Raw genomic sequence first — 22,248 nt, 5'->3', positions numbered from 1 at the left:
AAGTCACTGCGTTGATCAGGTTTTCTGCGAGTGAAATGCCGGTGCACTTTTCACCTGCCCGGTGCTGCCCGGCATGAGCTTGGCAGGCGGAGCGGGCATTTGAATGCGCACACTCTGGCGCACCGCAACCGGCTGGCCGGCCGCATTGCGGGCTGGTGTCCAGCGGGGCATGTCGCGCACGAGGCGCAAGGCTTCTTCGTCGCAGCTGCGGCAGAGAGGCCGCACGATTTCGGCGGCGCCTACTTTGCCATCAGCCTGCACCACGAAGCGCACTTCCACGAAACCGGCCAAATTTTCTTGTTTCAATACTTTGGGCTCGCGCAGTTTCTCGGTCAGGTAGTTGCGCAAGGCCATAGCATCGCCGGGAAAAGCGGCTTGGGTGGCTACCTGGTAGCTCTCGAACACGTGGTTGGGGCCGTAGAGCACCACCGGCACCGTAAGCTGCACCGCCACCGTTTGGCCGTTCTGCTTGCCCGGTGCCAGGCGCGGCAGCGCCTGCACAGCGGCCAACGCGGCCTGGTCGCAGGCGGGGCACAGGCTGCGCACCACTTTAGCATCGGAAGTGCTGCCATCCGGCCGCACCACGAAATTTACGTACACCTGGCCTTCGCTTTTGCCTTCGCGCACCTCAGCCGGCAGCACCACGGCTGCCTGAAGCGCCGTGCTGATACTGACCGAATTGTTGGCACCCGGAATAGTAGGCATCTGCTCCACGTAGGTATACACCTTGTCTTCGGGCACTACGGGGGCGGGAGGCGTGGTGGCAGCGTCGGTTACTGGTGTTGGGTTCACGCTGAAAGTAACGGGCACGGTGTAGCTGACGGCCACCGTGCGGCCGTTTTGCTTGCCCGGCTCGAAGCGCGGCAGACTACTAATAACGCGCACTGCCTCTTCGTCGCAGCCCGAGCCGATGCCTTTATATAGTTCTACGTCACTGATGCTGCCATCCATTCCGATTATGAAGCCTACGAACACCTTACCTTCCACTTGGTTGCGCAATGCTAAAGCAGGATACTTGATGTTATCCTGAATATACTTGAGTAGCGCCTGCGTACCTCCTGGAAAAACTGGCATCTGCTCAACATAATCGGGGGCTTTACGCTCTTTTTCTGAGCCTGAGTATTGTAGTTGTACCATATTTCCCTTGGAATCAAGGGTGGCTTCTCTGGGGTTTTGAAACCGTACTTCCAGCGCATAGCGGGTAGCTACGGCTTCGTCGTTGCGGCGGCCGGGGCGCCAGCGTGGCATGGCTTGTATGAGCCGAAGCGCCTCGGCATTGGTGGCCGCGCTCAGACCCCGCGCTACAAATACGTCAGTGAGACGGCCATCAGAGCGCACCACAAAATTGATCTGTACGGTACCCTCTATACGCCAGCGGCCTTCCTTCACTTCGGCGGGTAGCCGCGCGCTTTTCAAATACTGCTGCAAGGCAAACTGCCCCGCCGCGTATTCGGGCTTGATTTGGACCTGGTAGGTTTCGTACACCGTTTCGGGCACGGCGGTAGCTGTGGCCGGGCGGGTGGTTTTGATAGGGGCTTTTTTTGCAGCCGATTTGGTTTGCGCCGTTACGGGCAGCAGTGGCAGTGCCACCAGCAGCCCCGCCAACAACCGATGGCGCACTGGGCTAGATAAGAGAAACATAGAAGAGGATAGAGGTAAAATGTTGTTAGCGAAGATAAGGTGCTTGCCCAGCAAAGTAGCGCGGAACGGAAGCCACAGGATTTCCACGCTACTTTGCCAGCGTCCAGGCGGCCCGGACGCGCGGGTTGGCTTCGCCGGCCGTGCGCAGAAATACCAGCTCATTGAGCTTGCCTACGCGCCAGGTTTCCAGCATATCGTCGTAGGCCGCCGAGCCGGGGTTGCCGCTCTGTCCGCCCGGAAACACGCCGTACGCCTTCACCTGCGGCCCTAGCGCCACCACCATGCGCCACGACGGCCCCGTGCGGTTGGTGGTGGCATTCACGATGCCCGCGCCACCGCCGCAGTCCAGGTCCATGTGCCCGAAGCCGGGAATCTGGAGCATGTGCAGGATGTCGGTGCTTTTCTGGTTTTTCCAGGCCCATTTGGGGCCGATGGGGCCGTACTTGCGGGTCAAGGAGTCGGTGGCGAAGCGTAGGCTGCGGCGAACCAGCTGCGGCAGGGTTTCGCGCTGCGGCGTACGTTGGTCGTCTATCCAGCGGCTGTTTTCCTGGTGCAGAAGTAGCTGCTTGTTCCGGTCACGGGATGGCACGCGCATTTCCAGGCCGGTAGCTTGCAGCCCAAAATCGTCGCTCCAAATGCGCTTGATGAGGTTGCTATACCACAAATCGTACACGCTGGGTGCCAGCGCGTCGGCGGTGTAGTGGTAGTTCCAGCGGCGCATTTCGGTGAGTACGCGGGCTTCGGGCGAATTGGCGGCTATCAGGGTATCACCGTTGGCGGGGCCGGCGGCCAGCTCCAGCAACCGCGGCATCAGCTGTTGGGCCGTGACGTTGAGATTGTCGTTTTGTAGCATCCGGAGGCTGTCCGGCGTCACCTGGCTCATAGCCGTTAACCGCTCGTTGATGCGGTGCGACCGGTCGTAGCTGCCGTCGCCGTAGTCCCAGTTCAGGTAGTACGGGTAATCGGGGCCGGTGGAAAACTGGTTGGCCGACGCCACGAAGTTGCGCGGCGGGTTCTTCACGTGCGGGTTCTGGGCTGCCGGAATCCAGCCCTGCCAGTCGTAGGCCGGGTCGGTGCCATCGAGAATAAACTTGCCTTGGTCGCGCCATTTCAATGGGAACCGGCCGTTGGGCCAGATGGCAATATCCTTGTCGGCGCTGGCGAAAATGAAGTTCTGGGCGGGGGCACCGTAGGTGCTTAGCGCGGCGGTGTAGTCCTGGTAGTTGTGGGCGCGGTTGAGGCGGTAAAACGTCTGGAACTCGTTGGCCGCGTCGTGGGCGGTCCAGCGCATGGCGTGGGCAATGGGTGTTTGGGCCAGAAAGGGCTTTTCGGGCCTGTCGTACACGATGGGGCCGTGGTGGGTATAAAGCACCGTATCGAGGCGGTCGGGTTGGCCGCGCACCTTAATGTGCTCCACCACCCGGCGCACCGGCTTCCAGCGGCCCGCGTGCCAATACTCGCGCCGCGTGTTGTCCCGGAACTTGATCTGGTACCAGTCCAGCACGTCGGCGGCCACGTTGGTGACGCCCCAGGCCACCTGCTCGTTGAACCCGATGATGGCAAACGGCACGCCCGGAATACTCACGCCGTACACGTTCACGCCGGGCGCCGCCAGCTGCACCTGGTACCAGATACTGGGCAAGTTCAGCTGCAAGTGCGGGTCGTTGGCCAGCAGCGGAAAGCCCGAAGCCGACTTCGCCCCGCTCACCGCAAAGTTGTTGGAGCCCAGCTCAGGGTCCGGCTCGTTCTGCGGCACCTTACCCGACATAGCCGCCGAGAAGCCAGGCGGCGTGGGCGGCACCGGCAGCGGCTGGAAATCCAGTGGGGTGCCCACCGGCACTATGGGCTCTTCCTGCACCGGGTAGCTGGGAAATAGGTCCTTTACCACGGCGGGGCCGTATTTGGCCAGCGCGTTGCTCAGGCGCAAGTCGTCGGAGCGGCCGCTCAAATCGAAGGCCATGTATTTCAGAATCAACGAGCATTTCAATGGGCTCCAAGGCTCGGGCGCGTAGTCGAGCAGCTTATACTCGAAGGGCATCGTCTTCGGCGTGAGCGTGCCGATATAGGCATTTACTCCAGCCGAGTACGAGGTCAGGATACCCCGTACCAGCGGGTCGGTCATCACCGAATCCAAGGACTTTTGTGCCCCGAACGGCAAGCCCATGCGCCGGAAAAACCGGTCGGTTTCCAGGCGCGCCGGCCCCACTATTTCCGAGAGGCGGCCGGCCGCTACGTGGGTGATGAAGTCCATCTGCCAGAGCCGGTCCTGGGCCGTGAGGTAGCCCTGGGTGTAGTACAGGTCGTGGTCGTTCTGGGCGAAGATGTGTGGCACCCGCTTATCGTCGAAGCGCACTTGCACGGGCAGTTGCAGGCCGGGCAGTTGCAAGGTCTGCTGCTCCGGGAAGGCGTCAGCAGCTTCGCCGTTCTGCCAGAACCCGCGGAACGGACTCAGCAGCTTCCCAGACGGCGGCAGGTCGCCGTGCTTGGTATTGAGCACCCACGTAAGGGCCAGGGCAACCACAGTGGCCAGCACGGCCCGAACGTAATGCAGCATAAGTCAGGCAGGTAAGATGTCCGCCCCACAACATTCGACAAAAAAACGCGGTACGCAAACCCAGGCTGGTTTGCGTACCGCACGGGCACTTGCTTGTAGTGGTCTTTACAGATTTTCGCCTTGCCGGACTAAGCCCGTTACGCCCACTTTCACGAGGCGGGCGCACACGGCCTTGGCTTCGGCGGGGGTGGCAAAGCGCCCTACTACCACACGGTTCAGGGTTTTGCCTTCCGGGGTGCTGGTGCTGATGGTGGTAGCCAGCAGCTTGGGGTCGAGGGCTTGAATCCGGTCAATCATGGCCTGGGCGTTGCGCACGTCGCCGAAGGTGCCAGCCTGTACCACGTAGGTAGCGGCGGGTTCGGGCCGGCGGGCCAGGTCATCGGCTTCCGTTGCTCCCGCTACAATATCGGTGTGCAGGCCGGCTTCCGTGGCGTTGGTTGGATCTTCGAGCAGCAAGGCCAGGTCGGCGGGAGCTTCCGTAACGCCAAGCGGCGTGTCGTCGGGCACTATTTCCGCCAGTACCGATACGGCACCTTGGTCTACAATGCCCAAAGGGCGGGCGGCAATTTCCGAGAGGTCGAGGATGCGCTGGTGGCGGAAAGGTCCCCGGTCGGAAACCCGTACAACCACGGAGGCCGACGTTTCGGGATTGGTAACGCGCAGCTTGGTGCCGAAGGGCAGCGTCTTGTGGGCGCAGGTGAATTTGTTGCGGTCGAACCGCTCACCGCTGCTGGTGCGGTGGCCTTGGTGCTCCCGCCCGTACCAGGAGGCACGGCCCCGGAGCAAGGCTGCCCGGCGGGTGGCTATGGCCGTTGTTTTATCGTCGTCGTGGGCAGCTTGCGCCACCGTTGCAAACAAGAGGAACCAGGAAAAACACAATCGTAACATCAAGCTCGAAGAACTCAGTTGTAAAGGCAACTTCATTGGTGGGCTGTAATGGTGAACATGTCAAAGCTAACCGGACCTAGCAAACTTCAACCTCGTGTGCCAGAGCGCGTAAGCTCGCAATTGATTGTAAATTGTGTTTTTTATATAAAACTTGCATTTAAGCAATTCTACGCGGTGCCATAGAAAATAGCGGCTTGTGTTTGTTTGAGCCGGATTTAGCACTATTGAAAGAAGGTAGACTACCGACGGTGTAAATGAGATTATCCGCCGCTCAAAAAATTTCGGCTTTCAGCTCGCGGATATAGTAAACGCCCGGTTGCATAAGTCGCGGAATTTTCATAAGAGCAGTAGTAACGCAACGGACGAGCTTAGAGGCTAGTGACAGACCATCAGTCAATTTCGCCGTAAGTTGCCGTATGGATTTTGGCCGCCTTTCCGACCTGCGTTACGTTGATTTTCGCCTCCCTCCCGACCACCCCGACACGGCCGCCGTGCTGGCCCGCGCCGCGGCCGCACCTGCCGCGCCGCAGGTGTTTGTGGGCTGCCCCATCTGGACCAACAAGGCCTGGCTGGGGTCGTACTTTCCGGCCGGCATCCGCGACGCCGAGTACCTGCACCACTACGCCCGGCAATTCAACAGCCTCGAGCTGAACACCACGCACTACCGCATTCCAGATGCGCCCACCGTGCGCAAGTGGCGCGATGCCGTGCCGGTTGGCTTCAAGTTCTGCCCCAAGCTCCCGCAGGTTATCAGCCACGACCGGGCGCTGTACAATGTGGATGATTTGACCATCAGCTTCTGCCGCTCCATCCGGGAACTGAACGAGCGGCTGGGCTGGTGCTTCCTGCAACTGCCGCCCACCTTCGGCCCCGAGCACCTAAGCCGGCTGGAACGCTACCTGCTCGACTTCCCGGCGGATATTCCGCTGGCCGTGGAGCTGCGCCACCCCGGCTGGCACTCCGACAAGGTAGCCTTTGCGGCGGTGGCGGCCATGCTCGAAGCCATCAACAAAACGCTGGTTGTTTCCGATGTGGCCGGCCGCCGCGACGTGCTGGCCATGCGCCTGACCACGCCCACCGCCTTCATCCGCTTCAACGGCCACGGCCTCATCCAGTCCGACTACCAGCGCGCCGATTACTGGGCCACGCGCATTGCCGAGTGGCTGCAACAGGGCCTGCACACCGTGTATTTCTTTGTGCACCAGAAGGACATCATGCACACCCCGCTCTGGACCCAGTATTTCCTGGAGAAGCTCAATGCCCTCACCGGCCTGGCCGTGCCCGCCCCGCGCATCATCCCGCAGCCGGTGCAGGGCAGTTTGTTTTAGGAAATTAATTGCTGATTGTTGAATTGCTGAATAGTTAACTTCAATGACAGCAAAACACCCATACGATGCAGAAACGCAGCATCTGGCGTCTCGTCGTTGAACGACCAACCACGGGCCGTTGAAAACAACATCAGCAACGACGAAACGCCAGGTATGGCGTCTCTACATCGTTCGGACGGCAACAATCAACCATTCAACAATTAGCCATTCAACAGATGCACTACCTGCCTTCGCCTGCCCGCTACCAACACATGACCTACCGCCGCAGTGGCCGCAACGGCCTGAAGCTGCCCGCCGTGTCGTTGGGGCTGTGGCACAACTTCGGGGATGTCGACCAGCTTAGTAACTTCCGTGCCATTTTGCACCGCGCCTTTGATAGTGGCGTGACGCACTTCGACTTAGCCAACAACTACGGCCCGCCGCCCGGCTCAGCGGAAATCAACTTCGGGCGGATTCTGAAAGAGGATTTTGCGGGCTACCGCGACGAGTTGATTATTTCCTCGAAAGCCGGCTACACCATGTGGGACGGGCCGTACGGCGACTGGGGCTCGCGCAAATACCTGGTATCCAGCCTCGACCAGAGCCTCCGGCGCATGGGTCTCGACTACGTGGACATCTTCTACCACCACCGCCCCGACCCCGAAACGCCGCTCTACGAAACCATGAGCACCCTCGATTTGCTGGTGCGGCAGGGCAAGGCGCTGTACGTGGGCCTGAGCAACTACCGCCCCACCGAAGCCGCCGAGGCCATCCGGATTCTGCGCGAGCTGGGTACGCCCTGCCTGATTCACCAGCCCAAATACTCGATTTTCGAGCGGTGGGTGGAAGATGGCCTGCTGGATTTGCTGGGCGAAGAAGGCGTGGGCTGCATTCCGTTTTCGCCCCTGGCCCAGGGCCTGCTCACCGACAAGTACCTGCGCGGCGTCCCTAGTGATTCGCGGGTAGCGAAAGGAGTAGGCTTCCTGACCGAGAACCAGCTCACCCCAGAACGGCTGGAGCAAATCCGGCAGCTCAACGAGTTGGCGAAGTCGCGCAACCAAAGCCTGGCACAAATGGCGCTGGCCTGGATTCTGAAAGACGAACGGGTGACGTCGGTGCTCATCGGGGCCAGCAAGCCCGAGCAGCTCACCGACTCGCTCCGCAGCCTGGAAAACACCACGTTCAGCCCCGAAGAGCTGGCCTTGATTGACAAGCAGTCGGGCAAGGAGTAGTGCGGAAATCTGTTCCGCGACGAGCACAGCGAGTATCTAGGCGCCTGCAACATCAGCATACGCTTGTTACTCGCTGTGCTCGTCGCGGAACAGATTTCCGCGCTACTTGCTACCGGCCCAGCGCCAGCCCGATGCGGAAGCTGCCGGCCAAAGCAAAGTCATCGACTTCGGGCACTAGCTTGGTACACACACCGATGTTGAAATCAACGAAGCCGTACTGGCCCAAGCGGCGTTGCAGGCCGTAGAGCAGGGCCATATCGGCCCGCACGAGGGGTTTGGTGGTTGCGTATTCGTAGAACGGGGTTTCGCGGGAGTAGCGGCCGAAACCACTGCCGAGGGCTACGGAGAGGTAGTTGGCCGAAAAGTTACTGGCGCTTTTGCCTTTCCTGATTCGCTCGTTGAGGTTGTAGTAGAAGCGCCCCGCCACTTGGGAGCGGACGCTAAAGCTACGGCGTATCGGCCCGCCCACCACCCGGCGGAAACGGGTGAAATCGGGGCTCAGCTCGGTCATGATGGATACGTCGGGCCGCAGCTTCTGCTCGTAAATCAGGTACACCCCAAAGCGGGCGTACGACTCCGGCAGCTCCAGGTTGGAAAATGTGGAGTTCAAGTTATTTAAGCCCAGTTTCCAGAGGCGCTGTTCTTCCACTTGCAGCCGGGTTAGCTTACTGTACGTTCGGCCCAGCGTCTGGCGGGGTGGTTCGGTTTCCGTCACGGTTTCCTCGCTGTAGCTGACGCGGGCAGTATCGGGCGCGGTGGTTTGTGCCGTAGCAGGGCGCAGGCTGCCAGCCAGCACCGCCAGGCAAAGCAGGATAACACGCACCACAGGCAGGCTGGCAACAGGAAACGAAATCATGAGGACAAGGTAAGCAACCCGGCTACGGCCGAACAAGCAAGGGCTGGGTTTGGAGCGTAATGGGAGCGTAAGAGGTAATTACACGGATAAGCGGCAGCTTGGCGTCGTTGGTGACTTCGAGCAGATTGCGGCCCGTGAGGGTGCGTTTGGAGGTGTAGCTGGCCGGGATGGTGAGCTTGCCTTGGTTGCTGGTCAGGTGGTAGTTGAAGCTGCTCAGCCGCGGTACGCCCACCGTTACCTCGGTGCGTGAGGCATCCACAAAGGCGCTTTTCAGCTCGTCGCTGGGCTCCAGCACAATGCTGCCGTAGGCGTTGCTGATGGCGTAGGTGCCCCCGGCTCCGGTCAGCTGCACCGCCGACTTATCGGCCCGGCAAATGAAGGCGCAATTGAGGTTGGAGCCGGTCAGCTCGGCGTAGCGCACGGTGGCTTCCAGGCTGCCGCGCAGGTTGCTGAGCGTCACGGCCCCGAAATCCTGGGTTAGCAGCTGGCGGCCGGTCAGGTCCGATAGTTCGGTTTGGCCGTAGGCGTTGATGATTTCCAGCGGGTTGCCGGCGGGCATCATCACCAGGTACTCGGCGCGCAAGTCGCTGCGCACGGGCGGCATACCCGGCGTCACGGCGAAGTAATTTACCAGGTCGATGGTGGTGCCTTTGCGGGCTATCTGGTAGCGGGCGGCGGGCAGCTCCCGTTCGGCAATGGCGCGCTCGGGGTGGCGGGCACTCAGCTTCAGCACCACCTGCACCGTGGGTTTGTCCCAGCCCTGCACCTTGAGGGTGGCTTTTTCGGCCCGAATGCGGACCAGCGTACCGGTGGGGCAGGCCAACGTCTGCTCGATGGTGCGGGTGAGCACCTGCACCTTGCGCTGCGCCTGGGCTGCCGGTAGTGCCAGCAGCACACACACTAGCCCGAGGAGCAAGCCGCCCCAGCGGCGCGGCCGCCAGACGTGAAAAGGGGTAGCACTCATGAGATTAAGAGTTGAATCAGCTCCCGCGTAACGGAGGCTTTGAGAGTGGTAACTCGCACCTGGTTGCGGACCAGCTCGGGCGTGGCGCCGAAGCGGCGGGTGGCTTGCTGCAAGCGGATTTCTTCGGTTTCCAGCTCGGTTAGCTGGGTGCGCAGCTCCTTGAACTCCCCCGACTGGCACACGGTAGGTAGCGAGGTGCAGTGCGCATCAATAAAAGCCACCCCCTCTTGCCCCAGCGGGTCGATGGCCGACTGGATGGGCAGCGTGGCCGCCGGCGCTTCCACGGTTTCTTCGGAGTAGGTGATGGTTTCGTGGGGGGCGGAAGTTTCCTGGTGCGCAATGGTGGGCGCCTCGGTAACCGGGCGCTGCCACCATACCAGCACGCACACCAGAATAGCGGCGGCTATACCCGCCACCAAGCGCAGCGGCCGGGCCACCGGCCACATGGTGCGGACCACCGCCGGCGGAGCTGCCTCAGGAGCAGAAGTTTCGATGGGTGGTTCAGCGGCGTCGAGGCGGCCGGCAATGGCGGCCCACAGGGCATCGTCGGGGGTGTGGGTGGGGAGGTGCGGAAGGGTGCGGTGAATGGCGTGGTCGGCTGCCAGCTGGGCTTCGATGCGGACCCAGGTAGCGGGAGCGGGTTCGTGAGAGGGCAGTTCGTTCAGTGCCCGCCGCAGGTTCTGGTGCCCTTGGTCGGGCAGCTCGGGGGTCTGGCTCATAGGTGATACAAATGGTGAAGTTTGACTTGCAGCAGCTTCTTGGCGTGAAACAGCTGCGACTTGCTGGTGCCTTCCGAAATGCCCAGCATTTCGGCCACTTCGCGGTGCAGGTAGCCTTCCACCTCAATCAGGCAGAATACGGAGCGGTAGCCGGCGGGTAGCTCACTGATGGCTTTTTCCAGGGCCTCGCCGGTTAAATTATCGTGCCAGGCTACCAGCGGCTCGGGGTGGCGCTCCTGGTCGTACACTTCCATGCGCTGCTCGCGCCGAAGCGTAGCCAGCGCCCGCCGCACCACAATGGTTTTGATCCAGGCGCCGAGCGTGGACTGCTGCCGGAAGCTGGCCAACTGCCGGAACACATCCACGAAGGCATCCTGCAAGGCATCCTGCGCCAGCTCGTGGTTGTTGCCGAGGATGCGCAGCGCACACGAGAACATGGCCGTTTTGTAGCGCTGATACAGCCGGTACTGCGCCTGCCGATCCTGGCTCAGGCAGGCCGTCAGGAGCAGGTGCTCTTCAGCAGACGTATCGGGGGCGGGAGGCAGCGTCACGGAGCGGGTTATTTACCTCAAAGGGAGTCGGGGCCAGGCAAAGGTTGGCAGCCGTCGAAAAAAAGCTTCATTGGGGCCCGGCCAACGGGTAAATAATAGTGTAAAGTTCACAGTATCATGCTTTCCGCTGCTGGCCAAATCCCGTATCTTGAGGCCCTGTTTTTATTGCACCTTTTCTATGCTCTTGCGTTTTTCCGCTCTCTGCTTGATTGGTTTGCTTTTGGGCGATGCTGCCCAGGCGCAAACTTCCGTTGCCACTCCCGAAACCCATTGCCTGGTGCTGCCCCTCGCCCCTGCCCAGCGGGCCAGCCAAGCCACACTTATAGTGGAAGCCGCCGTACGGAGCAGCCGCAGCTTCTGGGATGCCGCTCACCAGCGCATCTACACAGCCCACCAAGTACAGGTGTTCAGCAGCTTCAAAGGCCAGGCCCCCACCGAGCTAACCGTGCTAACCGAGGGCGGCACCGTCGACCTCAATCGGCACGAGCTAACGAATACGCTCACACTGCAACCCGGCCAGCAAGGCATACTGTTTCTGGTGCCGGCCGCTTTTCCGGGCACCGAAAGCGCCGGCCCGGCCTGGGTGGCATATGGCAGTCAGCAGGGCCTTATCGGCTACGACTTAGCCACGGGCACCGCCGCCGATTTATTTCAGCAATATGGCGCAGTTGGGTCAGCGTTTTATCAGCGCCTGACCACGCTTACCACTGAGCCGCGCCGTGTGGTGCAGCCCAATCCGGAGCTGGCGGCGGCCCTGGCGCGCCAGCAGCAGCCCCCGGTTGTAGCGCGTGGTACGGCTCCGGTGGTTAGTGCCTTGAGCCCCACCAGCATACCGGCCGGCACCGGGGCCGTGCTGACTATCAGCGGCAGCGGCTTCGGGGCAACGCGTGGGGCTGGATTCGTGGAGTTTCGCAATGCCGATAACGGTGGTACTTCGCTGGTGAAACCGCAGGATCAGGATTACGTCAGCTGGACCGATACCCGTATTCAGGTGCGGGTGCCCTCGTTGGGCCGGGGCCTGAATGATGCCCTTAGCCCGGCCGGTAGCGGCCAAGTGCGCATCACTACCACCGACCAGCTGGTGGCTACCAGCTCGGCCGCCATTACCGTGCCCTACGCCATCAGCAACGTGCAACTGACGGGCACCAACCAGATTCTGCGGCCCGGCCCCATCAACCAGAATGGGCGCGGGGGCTATACGTTTCGGTTTGAGGCGAGCTTTGCCAGCAACACGGCGGCCGTAACAGCGTTCCGCAATGCACTGGCTACCTGGCGCTGCCAAAGCGCTATGAACTGGGACGTAGACCCCACCCCGCGTACCAGCCGGGGCCCCAAGGAAGACGGCGAAAACAGCATTGGCTTTGACTATGCCGAGGCCGATTTGCCGGTAAACGTGCTGGGCCGCACCACCAGCTACTACCGAGGCTGCTTCAAGCCCAGTGGCGGCGTGGCGTTTGCGGTGCAGGAAATTGATATGCAGTTTGATGATGCCACCACCTGGCAGTTCGGACCTTTGCCAGCAGTTACTCCTCAACTAGATTTCGAGTCGGTGGCGGTGCACGAACTCGGCCATGCCCAGCAGCTGGCCCACGTGATTCTGCCCCGCGCCGTGATGCACTACGCCGTGGCCCGCGGCCAAACCAGCCGCCTCATCAACCAGGACGACGTGACGGGCGGGCGGCTGGTGCTCCGGACCCGGGGCTTTGTGCCACAAGGCTGCGGGAGCGGGCCTATGCTGCCTGCGCCGCTCACCGGCCTGGCAGCCACTACCACCACCGCCGGCATAGCCCTCAGCTGGACCACCCAAGACGAGTGCTTCCTCGACAACTTTGTGGTGGAACGCTCTTTAGCTGCCGACACCAGCGCCTGGCAAACCCTGGCCACCGTGCCCCGGGCCACCGGCAACTCCTACCGTTACCTCGATGCCCAGCCCCAGCCCGGCTTGCGTTATTACCGCCTGCGGCTGCGGCGGCCTGCCACCAGCTTCGGCCCTGCCTCCTTGGATAACACGGTACCGCTACTCGCCCAAGCCGATGCCGCCACGGCGCTACAACCCCAGCTGTTCCCCGTTCCCGCCGACGATACCGGCCTGACGCTGCAATATCCCGCCACCGCCAACGGTCGTTTGATTGTGTCGGTGGTGGATGCCATTGGCCGGCGGCACAGCGTTATCGGGCTGGAGTTCCTGTCGGGGCTCAACCTATTGCGCGTACCCACAACCAGTTTGCGCCCCGGCTGGTACATCCTCCGCTTCCGCGTACCTGGGGGGCAGGAAACCAACCTGCCCTTCGTGCGGCGGTAAGCGGCGAGTTAGCGAATGAGCTGCGTAGCTAAAAGTAAATACAACGTCTAGCGTTGCAAAACAGTGGGAATTTCTCGGACAATGCCCTGACGGTCAAAAGCTTTTGATTGGCCATCAACCGTAAACCTCCGCTCTTGTATCTCCTCGCAGTTGCAACCGTCACCCTCTCTGTCAGCAAATACCTGCGATATATTGTCGATTTCAAAGGTTCTGTTTGCTGCTGGCACTACAATGCGGTGGCTCTGCGTAGTGCCTTCTTGCGCATAGAGAGTGAAAGCGCCGGTTTCGCCCGCCGTTGTTGTTCGAAAGTCAACCGGGAAAAAGTAGCCGGTTACTGTAGGTGGCGTAGTGGCGGGCTGCTGGCGAATGGTGTCACGAAGGCCTTGAAAGCCAGGTTGCTTATAGGTGATTAGGTAAGCGGTGCGTAGCTCACTGCGCCGAAATCCGGTTCCTCCAAGGCTGTCTGCGGAGAAAGCAAAATGTATTTCCTCGTAATCGGGACCAGCCGAACAGTCGCAACAACCACTCAAAACAACGCCGGCCAACAGACAGGCAAATACGGAAAAGTGGAGTTGAGATGGTGCCATATCAGCCGAAGTAATTGATGTACAAAGAACTAGCCAATAAGCAAACCTCAGTCGATAAAAGAGTTTTGCCTGTTGCCATCAGCTACCTATTGGATTGCCTTTTCGCCCGGAAGGTTGCTTTAACCTATTCTTAAACAGGAACCACCGGCTCTACGGCCCGCTCGAAGCGCAGCCGGCCATCGGCGTTGGTGCCGGTGGCCTGGAAGTTGTTGGCTAGCAGCACCTGTTGAGAAGCAGTATTGTCGGGGAAGGTGTGGGCTACCACGTGGCGGACCATGCCAGTGTTGGCCGCCTGTTCCAGCAGGCCGGCTACCAGCTCGGTGGCCAGGCCCTGGCCGCGCCACTCTTCTACAACGGAGTAGCCAATTTCCACGGTGCCGGCATCGGGTGGGCCCATGAAACCGCCCGCGCCAATCAGGGTTTTGGGGGTGCCAGGCGTGGCTTTGCGGATGGCGTACCAGCCGTACCAACCCGCGGCGTGGCGGCCTCCGATGGTAAGCTGGTCGAGGAAGTAGTGCATGGCGGCCTCGTCGTACTCGCCGGGGGGCCAGGTTTCTGGGATGGTTGCCCCGAGCAGCAAGGGAAAGTAGCGGGGCTTGTGTAGCTCGGCCGTGAGCAAAGCCCGGCTGGCGGCCAACAACGTGAGGCGGGGCGTCTGGTGAATAAGCGGAATCATGAGGGAATATACGCTGCGCGGGGCGCTGGGTAGCAGTTGCTGGTAGTTTACTGGGCCGGAACCAGCACTTCCTCGAAAAGCAAATCCAGAATAACAGCTTCAACGCCAGCCCTTCCCGATGCCGCAATGCGGTAGAAGCCACCGGCGAAGGCTCCGTAAAGAGTGCCTTCAGCATCCATGAGCAAGCACAGCGGATCGGTGTAGGCTTGCCCAACTACGCACAACGTCTGCTGGGGCACACGCGGACTGTATTCGCGCAGCAGCTGCGGCAAATCAGGAAAGGCCGCGGCCCTGGTTGCGTCGAAAAAGACGCGGCTGATGCTGTGGTCTTGCCGGACGAAGAAACAGTACAGTCCCCCAAACTCTTGCAAGAACGCCTCGGCTGCGGGCAGCCACGGCAGTTCTAGCTGGAGAGCGTGCTGCCGGTAATGCTGCGTATCCACAACACGTCCCTGGTACCAACCAGCATCCGTTAGGAGATGATAAACTTCGTCGCAGAAAACAAACATGGCAATGGGGCAAAACACAAAAGTACTATATAAGCCGTTCCGCAGGTCGTTTGCCAATCAATGTAAACAGTAACCCATCAGTCGGCAGTCATTCCTCAACCAGCCCACAATGATGGCCTTTTGATTACAGGCCGTTCCGTTGTAAGTCGTTTACCGTCCAGGCTGCCTGAGCCAATGGGGTCAGCATCGGGTTGGTGCAAAGGCTGCATCAGAACGGCTTCACCGTGAAGGGCAGCCCGTTTGAGCTGCGTAACTAACCGAAAAGTGGCTGCCGCCAGGTCGTTAAAAGCGGCTTTGTAAGCTTAACTGTGCCAGGAGGCAGGAAAACCCTACACGCCGCCCGCAGTTAAAGTAGTTAGTTCTTCTGTTGCCATTCTCCGATTGTATATGTCTGCTTTGTTTTCCCCCTTCACGTTGCGCGGTATCACGCTGCGCAACCGCCTGGTTGTTTCGCCGATGTGCGAGTATAGCAGCCAAGATGGTTTCGCCAACGATTGGCACCTGGTGCACCTGGGCAGCCGGGCCGTGGGCGGTGCCGGCCTCATCCTCACCGAAGCCGCCGCCGTGTCGCCGGAGGGCCGCATCACCCCCGACGACCTCGGCATCTGGAAAGACGACCACATTGCCGGTCTGCGCCGCATCAACGATTTTATTGTTGCCCAAGGCTGCGTGCCGGGTATTCAACTGGCCCACGCCGGCCGCAAAGCCAGCCACCAAAGCCCCTGGAAAGGCAGCGCCGTGGTGCCCGAAACGGAAGGCGGCTGGCAAACCGTAGCCCCCAGCGCCGAGCCCTTTACCAGCAACGAACCCGCACCGCTGGAGTTGGATAAAGCCGGCCTGGAGAAGGTACGGGCTGATTTTCGGGAGGCCACGCGCCGTTCATTGGAAGCTGGCTTTCAGGTGATTGAGCTGCACGCGGCCCATGGCTATTTGTTTCACGAGTTTTTGTCGCCGCTCAGCAACCACCGCACCGATGAGTACGGCGGCTCGTTCGAGAACCGCTGCCGGCTGCTGTTGGAAGTAACCGAAGAAACCCGCGCCATTCTCCCCGATACCCTGCCGCTGCTGGTGCGTATTTCGGCCACCGACTGGACGGAAGGTGGCTGGAACATCAACGATTCTGTTGCGCTGGCCGAACTGCTGAAGGCCCGCGGCGTGGACTTGCTGGACTGCTCTACCGGTGGCAACGTACCCAAGGCCGATATTCCGGTGGGCCCTGGCTACCAGGTGCCGTTTGCCACCCGGGTCCGCCAGGATACCGGCCTGCCCACTGGCGCCGTGGGCATGATTACCACCGCCGAGCAAGCCGAGGAAATCATCAATAAAGGCCAGGCCGACCTCGTGCTGCTGGCCCGCGAGCTGCTCCGCGACCCATACTTTCCGCTGCACGCCGCCCACGAGCTAGGCGCCAACGTGAAATGGCCCGTGCAATACGAGCGCGCCCAACCTAGGAAGTAGTGAGATGGTGAAGTGGTGAGATGGTGAAGTGGTGAAATGGTGAGTTGGACGTTTTCACCAGCACGTCAACCACACCATTTCACCACTTCACCAACTCACCAACTCACCAACTCACCTACTGCCACCGCCCGAATTTACCGGCTTGGTAGTCTTGGTACGCTTGGCGGATTTCCTGTTCGGTGTTCATCACGAAGGGGCCGGCGGCAACAATGGGCTCCTGAAAAGGCAGGGCGTGGCCGAGAAGCAGCACGGCATCGGTGAGGGCTTCGATGTGTAGCGCGGTGCCGTCGAAGTCGAACTCGGTGAGGTAGCGGGCTTCGGTTTCCTGGCCATTCACGCGCAGCTTGCCCCGGATGGTGTAGAAAAACACGGTATGCTCAGCCGGAATAGGGAGGTCGAGCTTAGCGCCAGCTTGTAAGTTGATGGTAGCCAAGTGTATATCGGTGAGTGGCTGGTAGCCGCCCGCCGTGCCGGCCCACTCGCCCGATACGGCATGAAGCTGCACGCGGCCTTCATCGAGCGCAACGGTGGGAATTTCCATTTGCTGCAAGCCAGTGTAGGCCGGAGTTGTCATTTTGTGCTGAGCCGGCAGGTTCACCCAGAGCTGCAAAATCTCCAGCGGTCCGCCGCTGCGCTTAAACGCCGGCGACGAAACTTCCGCGTGAATCAGGCCGCTGCCCGCCGTCATCCACTGAATGCCGCCGGCTTCGATGATGCTTTGGTGGCCGCCAGTGTCCTGGTGCATAATGTCGCCCTCCAGGATAAACGTCACGGTTTCGAAGCCGCGGTGTGGGTGCGGCCCAAAGGGCAGACCCTGGTTGTTGGGCTGGTACACCTGCGGCCCGTGGTGATTCAGAAACAGAAACGGGTCGAGGTGCTCAACGGAATGCGTGGGCAAGGCCCGGTAAGTCACCAAGTCGGCTATGGGCGAATTGACGGCGCGGTGCTGCTGCTTGATGGTGCGCATGAAACGGAGGTTGAGGGTTCAGGGAGAAAATGTAGTGGTAAAAGCTGCCAGCTAGTAAACTGTTTCACGGCGCTGCTGCGCGCACTTGGTCAGCTGGGTATTGTAGCCACTGGCTTAGCCGGGAAGCGCATGAAAATCAGTAACTAGCTACCCCAACCAATCCTGCCAACCCACCGCATGAAACGCCTGCTTGTTGTTTTGCTATTTGTTGCCGCTGGCTGGGTGCCCGCCGTGGCCCAGTCTCAGGCGCCAACCCTGACGTTCAACCACGCCGCAATTTGCGTCCGGGACCTGAAAGCCAGCACCGATTTCTACAAGCTGGTGCTGGCGCTACCCGAAATTCCTAACCCCTTCAACGACGGGCGGCACACCTGGCTCAGCATCGGGCCGCAGCTACAGATGCACATCATTCAGGGCACTTGCACCCTCACGCCGGAAAAAAATGTGCACCTGTGTTTCAGTACGGCCTCGGTGCCAGAGTTTGCCAAGCGCCTCGACACGCAAAAGGTAGCGTATAGCAACCTACTGGGCCAGCGCAGCCAGGTTACGCTCCGGGCCGATGGTGTGCGGCAACTCTACTTGCAGGACCCGGATGGCTATTGGATTGAAATCAACGACGCCAAGTAACACGGTAGACACCAGCGTGAGGCGTGCGGCTGCCAGCCCGGCCAGAAAATGGTACGCGCCGATAGTGACCGAGCCAAGATTTGGTAGTAAGCCAGCAAGCTCTTGTATTGCAATATCCTCAATTAAGAAGCTTGAATATTACCTATTCTTTAAATGCATAGTGCTATCATTGTGTAGCACTCCGCTTTTCTACTGCCACCACTTTCTTATGATTTCAAACCGTAACCTGTTTCTCACGCTGGGCACTGCCGCTGGCTTTGCTTTGGCGGGCTGTGCTTCCTCTACACCTGCTACCACGGCGGCTAGTGCCACTGGCACCACGGCCGCTGCTACCACGGCCACTGCTTCGGCGGCCCCCGTGGTACCCGGCGTTGGGCTAGACGTGAACAACCGCGACTTGTCGGTTTCGCCCTGCGACGATTTTTTTCAATACGCTTCGGGTACCTGGCTGAAAAACAACCCGATACCGGCCGCTGAGTCGCGGTGGAGTTCTTGGAACACGCTCATCAACCAGAACGAAGCCGTCATGCGCAGCATTCTGGAAGAAGCCGCTGCTAACACCTCGGCCGCCAAAGGCACCAATGCCCAGAAAGTAGGTGACTTCTACGCCACCGCCATGGACTCGATGGGCATTGAGAAGGCGGGCTTGAAATATCTGCAACCCGAGCTGGCCCGCATTCAGGCGGTGAAAGACCTGAAAGGCTTGCAAAACGCCTTGGTGCGCCAACAGAAGCTGCAAACCCGCTCGGTATTTGGGCTGGGCGTAAGCCAAGACCGCAAGAAGAGCACCGAGTACGCGCTGTACCTCTCGCAGGGCGGCCTCTCGTTGCCCGACCGGGACTACTACCTCAAGGACGACGCCCGCTCGAAAACCATCCGCACGGCGTATGTCAGCTACCTGACCAACCTGTTCGAGCTGCTCGGCGACAACGAAGCCACGGCCAAGAAGGGCGCCGAAACGGTGCTGCGCCTGGAAACCCGGTTGGCCAAAGCCAGCAAAGACCGGGTGGCCCTGCGCGACCCGTACGCCAATTACAACAAAATGACGGTGGCCGAGGCCAACCAGCAATTTCCCAACCTCGGCCTGACGGCTATGCTGCCGCAGCTGGGGCTGAGTTCGGCCAAGGAAGTAATTGTGGGCCAGCCCGAGTTCCTGAAAGAAGCCAGCACCGCCCTCAAGCAGGAATCGTTGGCCGATTGGAAAACCTACCTGCGGGCGCACCTCGTCAACTCGATGGCGTCGGCGCTGCCCAAGGCCTACAACGACGAGTCGTTCCGGTTTGCACAGGTGCTGAGCGGGGCCAAGCAGCAGCAGCCCCGCTGGAAGCGCATGCTCCGGGCCACCGACGGGTCGTTGGGTGAGGCGTTCGGCCAGTTGTACGTGGACAAGGCCTTCACGCCCGAAACCAAGCAGAAGGCCCAGGCCATGGTGGCCAACATCAAGGAGGCCATGGGCGAGCATATCCAGCAGCTTTCCTGGATGAGCGAGCCGACCAAGAAAGAAGCCCTGCGCAAGCTGAATTCGTTTACCGTCAAAATCGGCTACCCCGATAAGTGGAAGGATTACTCGGCGCTGGCCATCTCGCGCGAGTCGTACCTGAAAAACGTTATTGCCACCCGCGAGTGGGAATCGAACGACAACCTGAGCCGCTACGGCAAGCCAATTGACCGGAGCGTGTGGGGCATGACGCCGCCCACGGTGAATGCCTACTATAACTCGTCGCTCAACGAAATTGTGTTTCCGGCTGGCATCATGCAGCCCCCGTTCTTCGACCCCAAAGCCGATGACGCGGTGAACTACGGCGGCATGGGCGCCGTTATCGGCCACGAAATCACCCACGGCTTCGATGACCGGGGCCGGCAGTCGGATGCGGAAGGCAACTTGCGCGACTGGTGGACCAAAGAAGACGCGGCCGAATTTACCAAGCGCGCCGACATGGTGGGCGCTCAGTATTCGGCGTTCCAGCCCCTTGATTCGGTGTTTGTGAACGGCAAGCTGACGATGGGTGAAAACCTGGCCGACTTCGGCGGCCTAGCGTTGGCGTATTCGGCCCTGCAAAAGCAGCTAGCCAAACAGTACGGCAACAGCCCGCGCATCAATTACGATGGCCTCACGCCCGAGCAGCGGTTCTTCCTGGCTTGGGCCCAAATCTGGCGTACCAATGCCCGGCCCGAGTACCTGCGTCAGCAAGTGCAAACCGATTCGCACTCCCCGGCGCAGTACCGTACCAACGGCCCGCTCATGAACATGCCGGAGTTCTACGAAGCCTTCGGCTGCAAGGAAGACGCCAAAATGGTGCGCGCCCAAAACCAGCGCGCCAAGATTTGGTAGGGGCTGATTGTTGAATTGCTAATTTGTTAAAAAGGCGGCCCGCATTGCGCGGGTCGCCTTTTTAACTGGTGGTGAAGTTACATAACCGCACGTCATGCTGAGCTTGCCGAAGCATCTCGCGTGCTGATGTTGCTACCGTAATCCTGCCGTCAGCCCGTGAGATGCTTCGGCAAGCTCAGCATGACGTTCAATGGATTTCTTGGTCTGAATCAAATCAGGGACTAATTACTCCGCGGTTTCCAGCAGTGCCACGCACTGGCGGGCAATTTCCAGTTCTTCGTTGGTGGGTACCACCAGCACTTTCACGCGGCTATCCGCCGTGCTTATTTCCCGGATGCCTTTGGCGCGCTGGGCGTTTTTTTCTTCGTTGAGCTGTATGCTCAGGTAGTCCATATTCTGGCAGACCAGCTTGCGGACTAGTGCGTCGTTTTCACCCACGCCGGCCGTGAAAACAAGGGCGTCGAGGCCGTTGAGGGCGGCGGCGTAGGCCCCAATGTATTTCTTGATGCGGTAAGCATACAGGTCGTAGGCGAGGCGGGCGTTGGCGTCGCCGGCTTCGAGGGCGGCGGTGATGTCGCGCATGTCGCTGAGGCCGGTGAGGGCCAGCATGCCGCTTTGCTTGTTGAGCAGGGCACTCACTTGCTCGGGCGTGTAGTTGAGCTGGCTGATCAGGTGAAACACCACCGAGGGGTCGATGTCGCCGGAGCGGGTGCCCATCACTAGGCCGGCCAGCGGCCCGAAGCCCATGCTCGTATCCACAGACTGGCCGTTGCGCACGGCGGCTATGCTACAGCCGTTGCCGAGATGCACGCTCACCAGCCGGGCGGCGGGGTTGTTGAGGTACTGGGCGGCTTGCTCGGTTACGTATTTGTGGCTGGTGCCGTGGAAGCCATACACCCGAATGCCCTGCTCGGTATATAGCTCCGTTGGAATGGCGTAGCGGTAAGCCGGCTCGGGAATGGTCTGGTGAAACGCCGTATCGAACACCGCTACTTGCTTGGCCTGCGGAAACGTCTTTTCGGCTACTTCAATGCCGCGGTAGTTGGCTGGGTTATGCAGCGGGGCCAGCGGAAACAGCTTCCGAATAGCTTCTTTCACGGCGGGTTCAATCAGTACAGTGGCCGCAAATTCCTCGCCCCCATGCACCACCCGATGCCCTACCACTTCCACCTCACTAGGGTTTTGAATCACGCCGAGCTGCGGGTCGGCTAGCAACCGCGCCACTTCGCGTAGGCCGGCTTCGTGGTCGGGTAGGTCCACTGACAGCACGGTGGTTGTTTCCTGCTCGCCGGCTAGCACCTTATGGGTCACTACGGCATTATCCAGCCCAATGCGTTCCACTAAGCCGCTGCAAGCTGGTGTTTCCGTGGGCCACCGGAAAAACTGGTACTTGATGGAACTGCTGCCAGAGTTGAGGACGAGTAGGTTCATGTGGAAGTGTCGTTGTGCGTTTACGCGGCATAGAGAGGCCAAAAGCTAAACGGCGCGGTCTGGCGTGCGTTGCAAAACCGGCTTAGCTACGCCTTAGCTTGGTAGTTAGCGGCTAGCTGCTGAAGTGATTATCGTACAATCAACTAGTTGACTTTTCGGATAAATAGAGAGTATTTGTATGAGTTACCCGAAAGTGATACGCTGTTGGCTTCCGGTCAAACGCAATTGAACTCTGTGCTTTCAAAATCTATACGCCAGATCAATGAAACAGAAAATACTATTTGTAGTGTGCCTGCTATTCGGGCTGATGTTTATCAACGCCGGGCTCAACAAGTTTCTCAACTACATGCCCATGCCCGAAGACCTGCCCGATAAAATGGTGAAGGCAACGGCTGCTTTCACCGAAATTGGGTGGATAATGCCACTGGTAGGAGCCGCCGAAGTAATTGGGGGCCTGCTCTTTATGATTCCGAAATTCAGAGCCCTGGGAGCCATCATCGTTTTCCCCATCGTAATAGGCATCCTGCTAACGAACCTGGTGGCGGCGCCCTCAGGCCTACCCATTGCGCTGGTGCTGCTGGCCATCAACCTGTGGGTTATTTTCGAAAACCGGGAGAAGTACCTGACCATGATAAGCTAAGCTCCAC

Annotated in this window: 19 protein-coding genes; 7 read left to right on the top strand and 12 right to left on the bottom strand. The window is 60.1% G+C overall.

The window, feature by feature from the left end:
- Positions 1-15 precede the first annotated feature (15 nt).
- The 3 genes from J0X19_RS20320 to J0X19_RS20310 form a co-directional block, all read right to left on the bottom strand.
- Positions 16-1,641 (bottom strand): TonB family protein, encoded by a 1,626-nt coding sequence (locus tag J0X19_RS20320; protein WP_206986267.1) that lies wholly within the window; start codon positions 1,639-1,641, stop codon positions 16-18.
- Between the two features lie 88 nt (positions 1,642-1,729).
- Complete coding sequence (locus tag J0X19_RS20315) at positions 1,730-4,195, bottom strand: penicillin acylase family protein (RefSeq protein ID WP_242583079.1); 2,466 nt, start codon at positions 4,193-4,195, stop codon at positions 1,730-1,732.
- Between the two features lie 105 nt (positions 4,196-4,300).
- Positions 4,301-5,041 (bottom strand): septal ring lytic transglycosylase RlpA family protein, encoded by a 741-nt coding sequence (locus J0X19_RS20310; protein WP_317194799.1) that lies wholly within the window; start codon positions 5,039-5,041, stop codon positions 4,301-4,303.
- Between the two features lie 458 nt (positions 5,042-5,499).
- Here J0X19_RS20310 and J0X19_RS20305 point away from each other — a divergent pair, with 458 nt between their 5' ends.
- Entirely contained in the window at positions 5,500-6,411 is a 912-nt protein-coding gene (locus tag J0X19_RS20305; RefSeq protein WP_206986265.1) for a DUF72 domain-containing protein, read from the top strand.
- A gap of 215 nt (positions 6,412-6,626) precedes the next feature.
- Positions 6,627-7,622 (top strand): L-glyceraldehyde 3-phosphate reductase, encoded by a 996-nt coding sequence (gene mgrA / locus J0X19_RS20300; RefSeq protein ID WP_206986264.1) that lies wholly within the window; start codon positions 6,627-6,629, stop codon positions 7,620-7,622.
- Between the two features lie 109 nt (positions 7,623-7,731).
- Here mgrA and J0X19_RS20295 read toward each other — a convergent pair whose 3' ends face one another.
- From J0X19_RS20295 to J0X19_RS20280, 4 genes are read right to left on the bottom strand one after another with little or no spacing between them, the layout of a single operon-like run.
- Complete coding sequence (locus J0X19_RS20295; protein ID WP_206986263.1) at positions 7,732-8,478, bottom strand: hypothetical protein; 747 nt, start codon at positions 8,476-8,478, stop codon at positions 7,732-7,734.
- 22 nt (positions 8,479-8,500) lie between these two features.
- Positions 8,501-9,442, bottom strand: a complete 942-nt coding sequence (locus J0X19_RS20290) for a DUF4097 family beta strand repeat-containing protein (RefSeq protein WP_206986262.1) — start codon at positions 9,440-9,442, stop codon at positions 8,501-8,503.
- Entirely contained in the window at positions 9,439-10,161 is a 723-nt protein-coding gene (locus J0X19_RS20285) for an anti-sigma factor (protein WP_206986261.1), read from the bottom strand. Before J0X19_RS20285 ends, J0X19_RS20290 begins: the two co-directional genes overlap by 4 nt.
- Entirely contained in the window at positions 10,158-10,712 is a 555-nt protein-coding gene (locus J0X19_RS20280; protein ID WP_317194798.1) for an RNA polymerase sigma factor, read from the bottom strand. The genes J0X19_RS20285 and J0X19_RS20280 overlap by 4 nt, the downstream gene beginning before the upstream one ends.
- A 178-nt stretch (positions 10,713-10,890) precedes the next feature.
- Here J0X19_RS20280 and J0X19_RS20275 point away from each other — a divergent pair, with 178 nt between their 5' ends.
- A complete protein-coding gene (locus J0X19_RS20275) occupies positions 10,891-13,014 on the top strand; it encodes a matrixin family metalloprotease (RefSeq protein ID WP_206986260.1) in 2,124 nt (707 codons plus the stop codon).
- 47 nt (positions 13,015-13,061) lie between these two features.
- Here the strand turns inward: J0X19_RS20275 and J0X19_RS20270 are convergent, their stop codons facing one another.
- The 3 genes from J0X19_RS20270 to J0X19_RS20260 all read right to left on the bottom strand — a co-directional run bounded on the left by J0X19_RS20270 (position 13,062) and on the right by J0X19_RS20260 (position 14,786).
- Positions 13,062-13,601 carry a hypothetical protein gene (locus tag J0X19_RS20270; RefSeq protein WP_206986259.1) on the bottom strand — a complete coding sequence of 180 codons (540 nt, stop codon included), beginning with the start codon at positions 13,599-13,601 and terminating at the stop codon, positions 13,062-13,064.
- Positions 13,602-13,731: 130 nt separating this feature from the next.
- Complete coding sequence (locus J0X19_RS20265) at positions 13,732-14,277, bottom strand: GNAT family N-acetyltransferase (RefSeq protein WP_206986258.1); 546 nt, start codon at positions 14,275-14,277, stop codon at positions 13,732-13,734.
- Positions 14,278-14,324: 47 nt separating this feature from the next.
- Positions 14,325-14,786: an SUKH-3 domain-containing protein gene (locus tag J0X19_RS20260; RefSeq protein WP_206986257.1), complete on the bottom strand. Its 462-nt coding sequence runs from the start codon at positions 14,784-14,786 to the stop codon at positions 14,325-14,327.
- Positions 14,787-15,173: 387 nt separating this feature from the next.
- On the opposite strand from J0X19_RS20260, the gene J0X19_RS20255 reads away from it, so the two are divergent.
- Complete coding sequence (locus J0X19_RS20255) at positions 15,174-16,244, top strand: NADH:flavin oxidoreductase/NADH oxidase (protein ID WP_206986256.1); 1,071 nt, start codon at positions 15,174-15,176, stop codon at positions 16,242-16,244.
- Positions 16,245-16,359: 115 nt separating this feature from the next.
- On the opposite strand, the gene J0X19_RS20250 is transcribed toward J0X19_RS20255, so the two are convergent.
- Entirely contained in the window at positions 16,360-17,211 is an 852-nt protein-coding gene (locus J0X19_RS20250; RefSeq protein WP_206986255.1) for a pirin family protein, read from the bottom strand.
- 177 nt (positions 17,212-17,388) lie between these two features.
- On the opposite strand from J0X19_RS20250, the gene J0X19_RS20245 reads away from it, so the two are divergent.
- A complete protein-coding gene (locus J0X19_RS20245) occupies positions 17,389-17,838 on the top strand; it encodes a VOC family protein (protein ID WP_206986254.1) in 450 nt (149 codons plus the stop codon).
- 208 nt (positions 17,839-18,046) lie between these two features.
- Positions 18,047-20,170, top strand: coding sequence for a M13 family metallopeptidase (locus J0X19_RS20240; RefSeq protein ID WP_206986253.1), 2,124 nt, complete (start codon positions 18,047-18,049; stop codon positions 20,168-20,170).
- A 225-nt stretch (positions 20,171-20,395) separates the two neighbouring features.
- Here J0X19_RS20240 and J0X19_RS20235 read toward each other — a convergent pair whose 3' ends face one another.
- The gene (locus J0X19_RS20235) at positions 20,396-21,601 is read right to left on the bottom strand and encodes an acetate/propionate family kinase (RefSeq protein WP_206986252.1); all 1,206 of its coding nucleotides are present in this window, start codon (positions 21,599-21,601) and stop codon (positions 20,396-20,398) included.
- A 262-nt stretch (positions 21,602-21,863) separates the two neighbouring features.
- On the opposite strand from J0X19_RS20235, the gene J0X19_RS20230 reads away from it, so the two are divergent.
- Positions 21,864-22,241 carry a DoxX family membrane protein gene (locus tag J0X19_RS20230; RefSeq protein WP_206986251.1) on the top strand — a complete coding sequence of 126 codons (378 nt, stop codon included), beginning with the start codon at positions 21,864-21,866 and terminating at the stop codon, positions 22,239-22,241.
- The last annotated feature ends 7 nt before the right edge of the window (positions 22,242-22,248 follow it).

It is taken from the genome of Hymenobacter telluris (genome assembly GCF_017313265.1).
In the GTDB taxonomy this organism is placed as follows: Bacteria; Bacteroidota; Bacteroidia; order Cytophagales; family Hymenobacteraceae; genus Hymenobacter; species Hymenobacter telluris.
The sequence above is the reverse complement of the archived record's forward strand: the minus strand, read 5'-3'. Positions and strand labels throughout refer to the sequence as shown.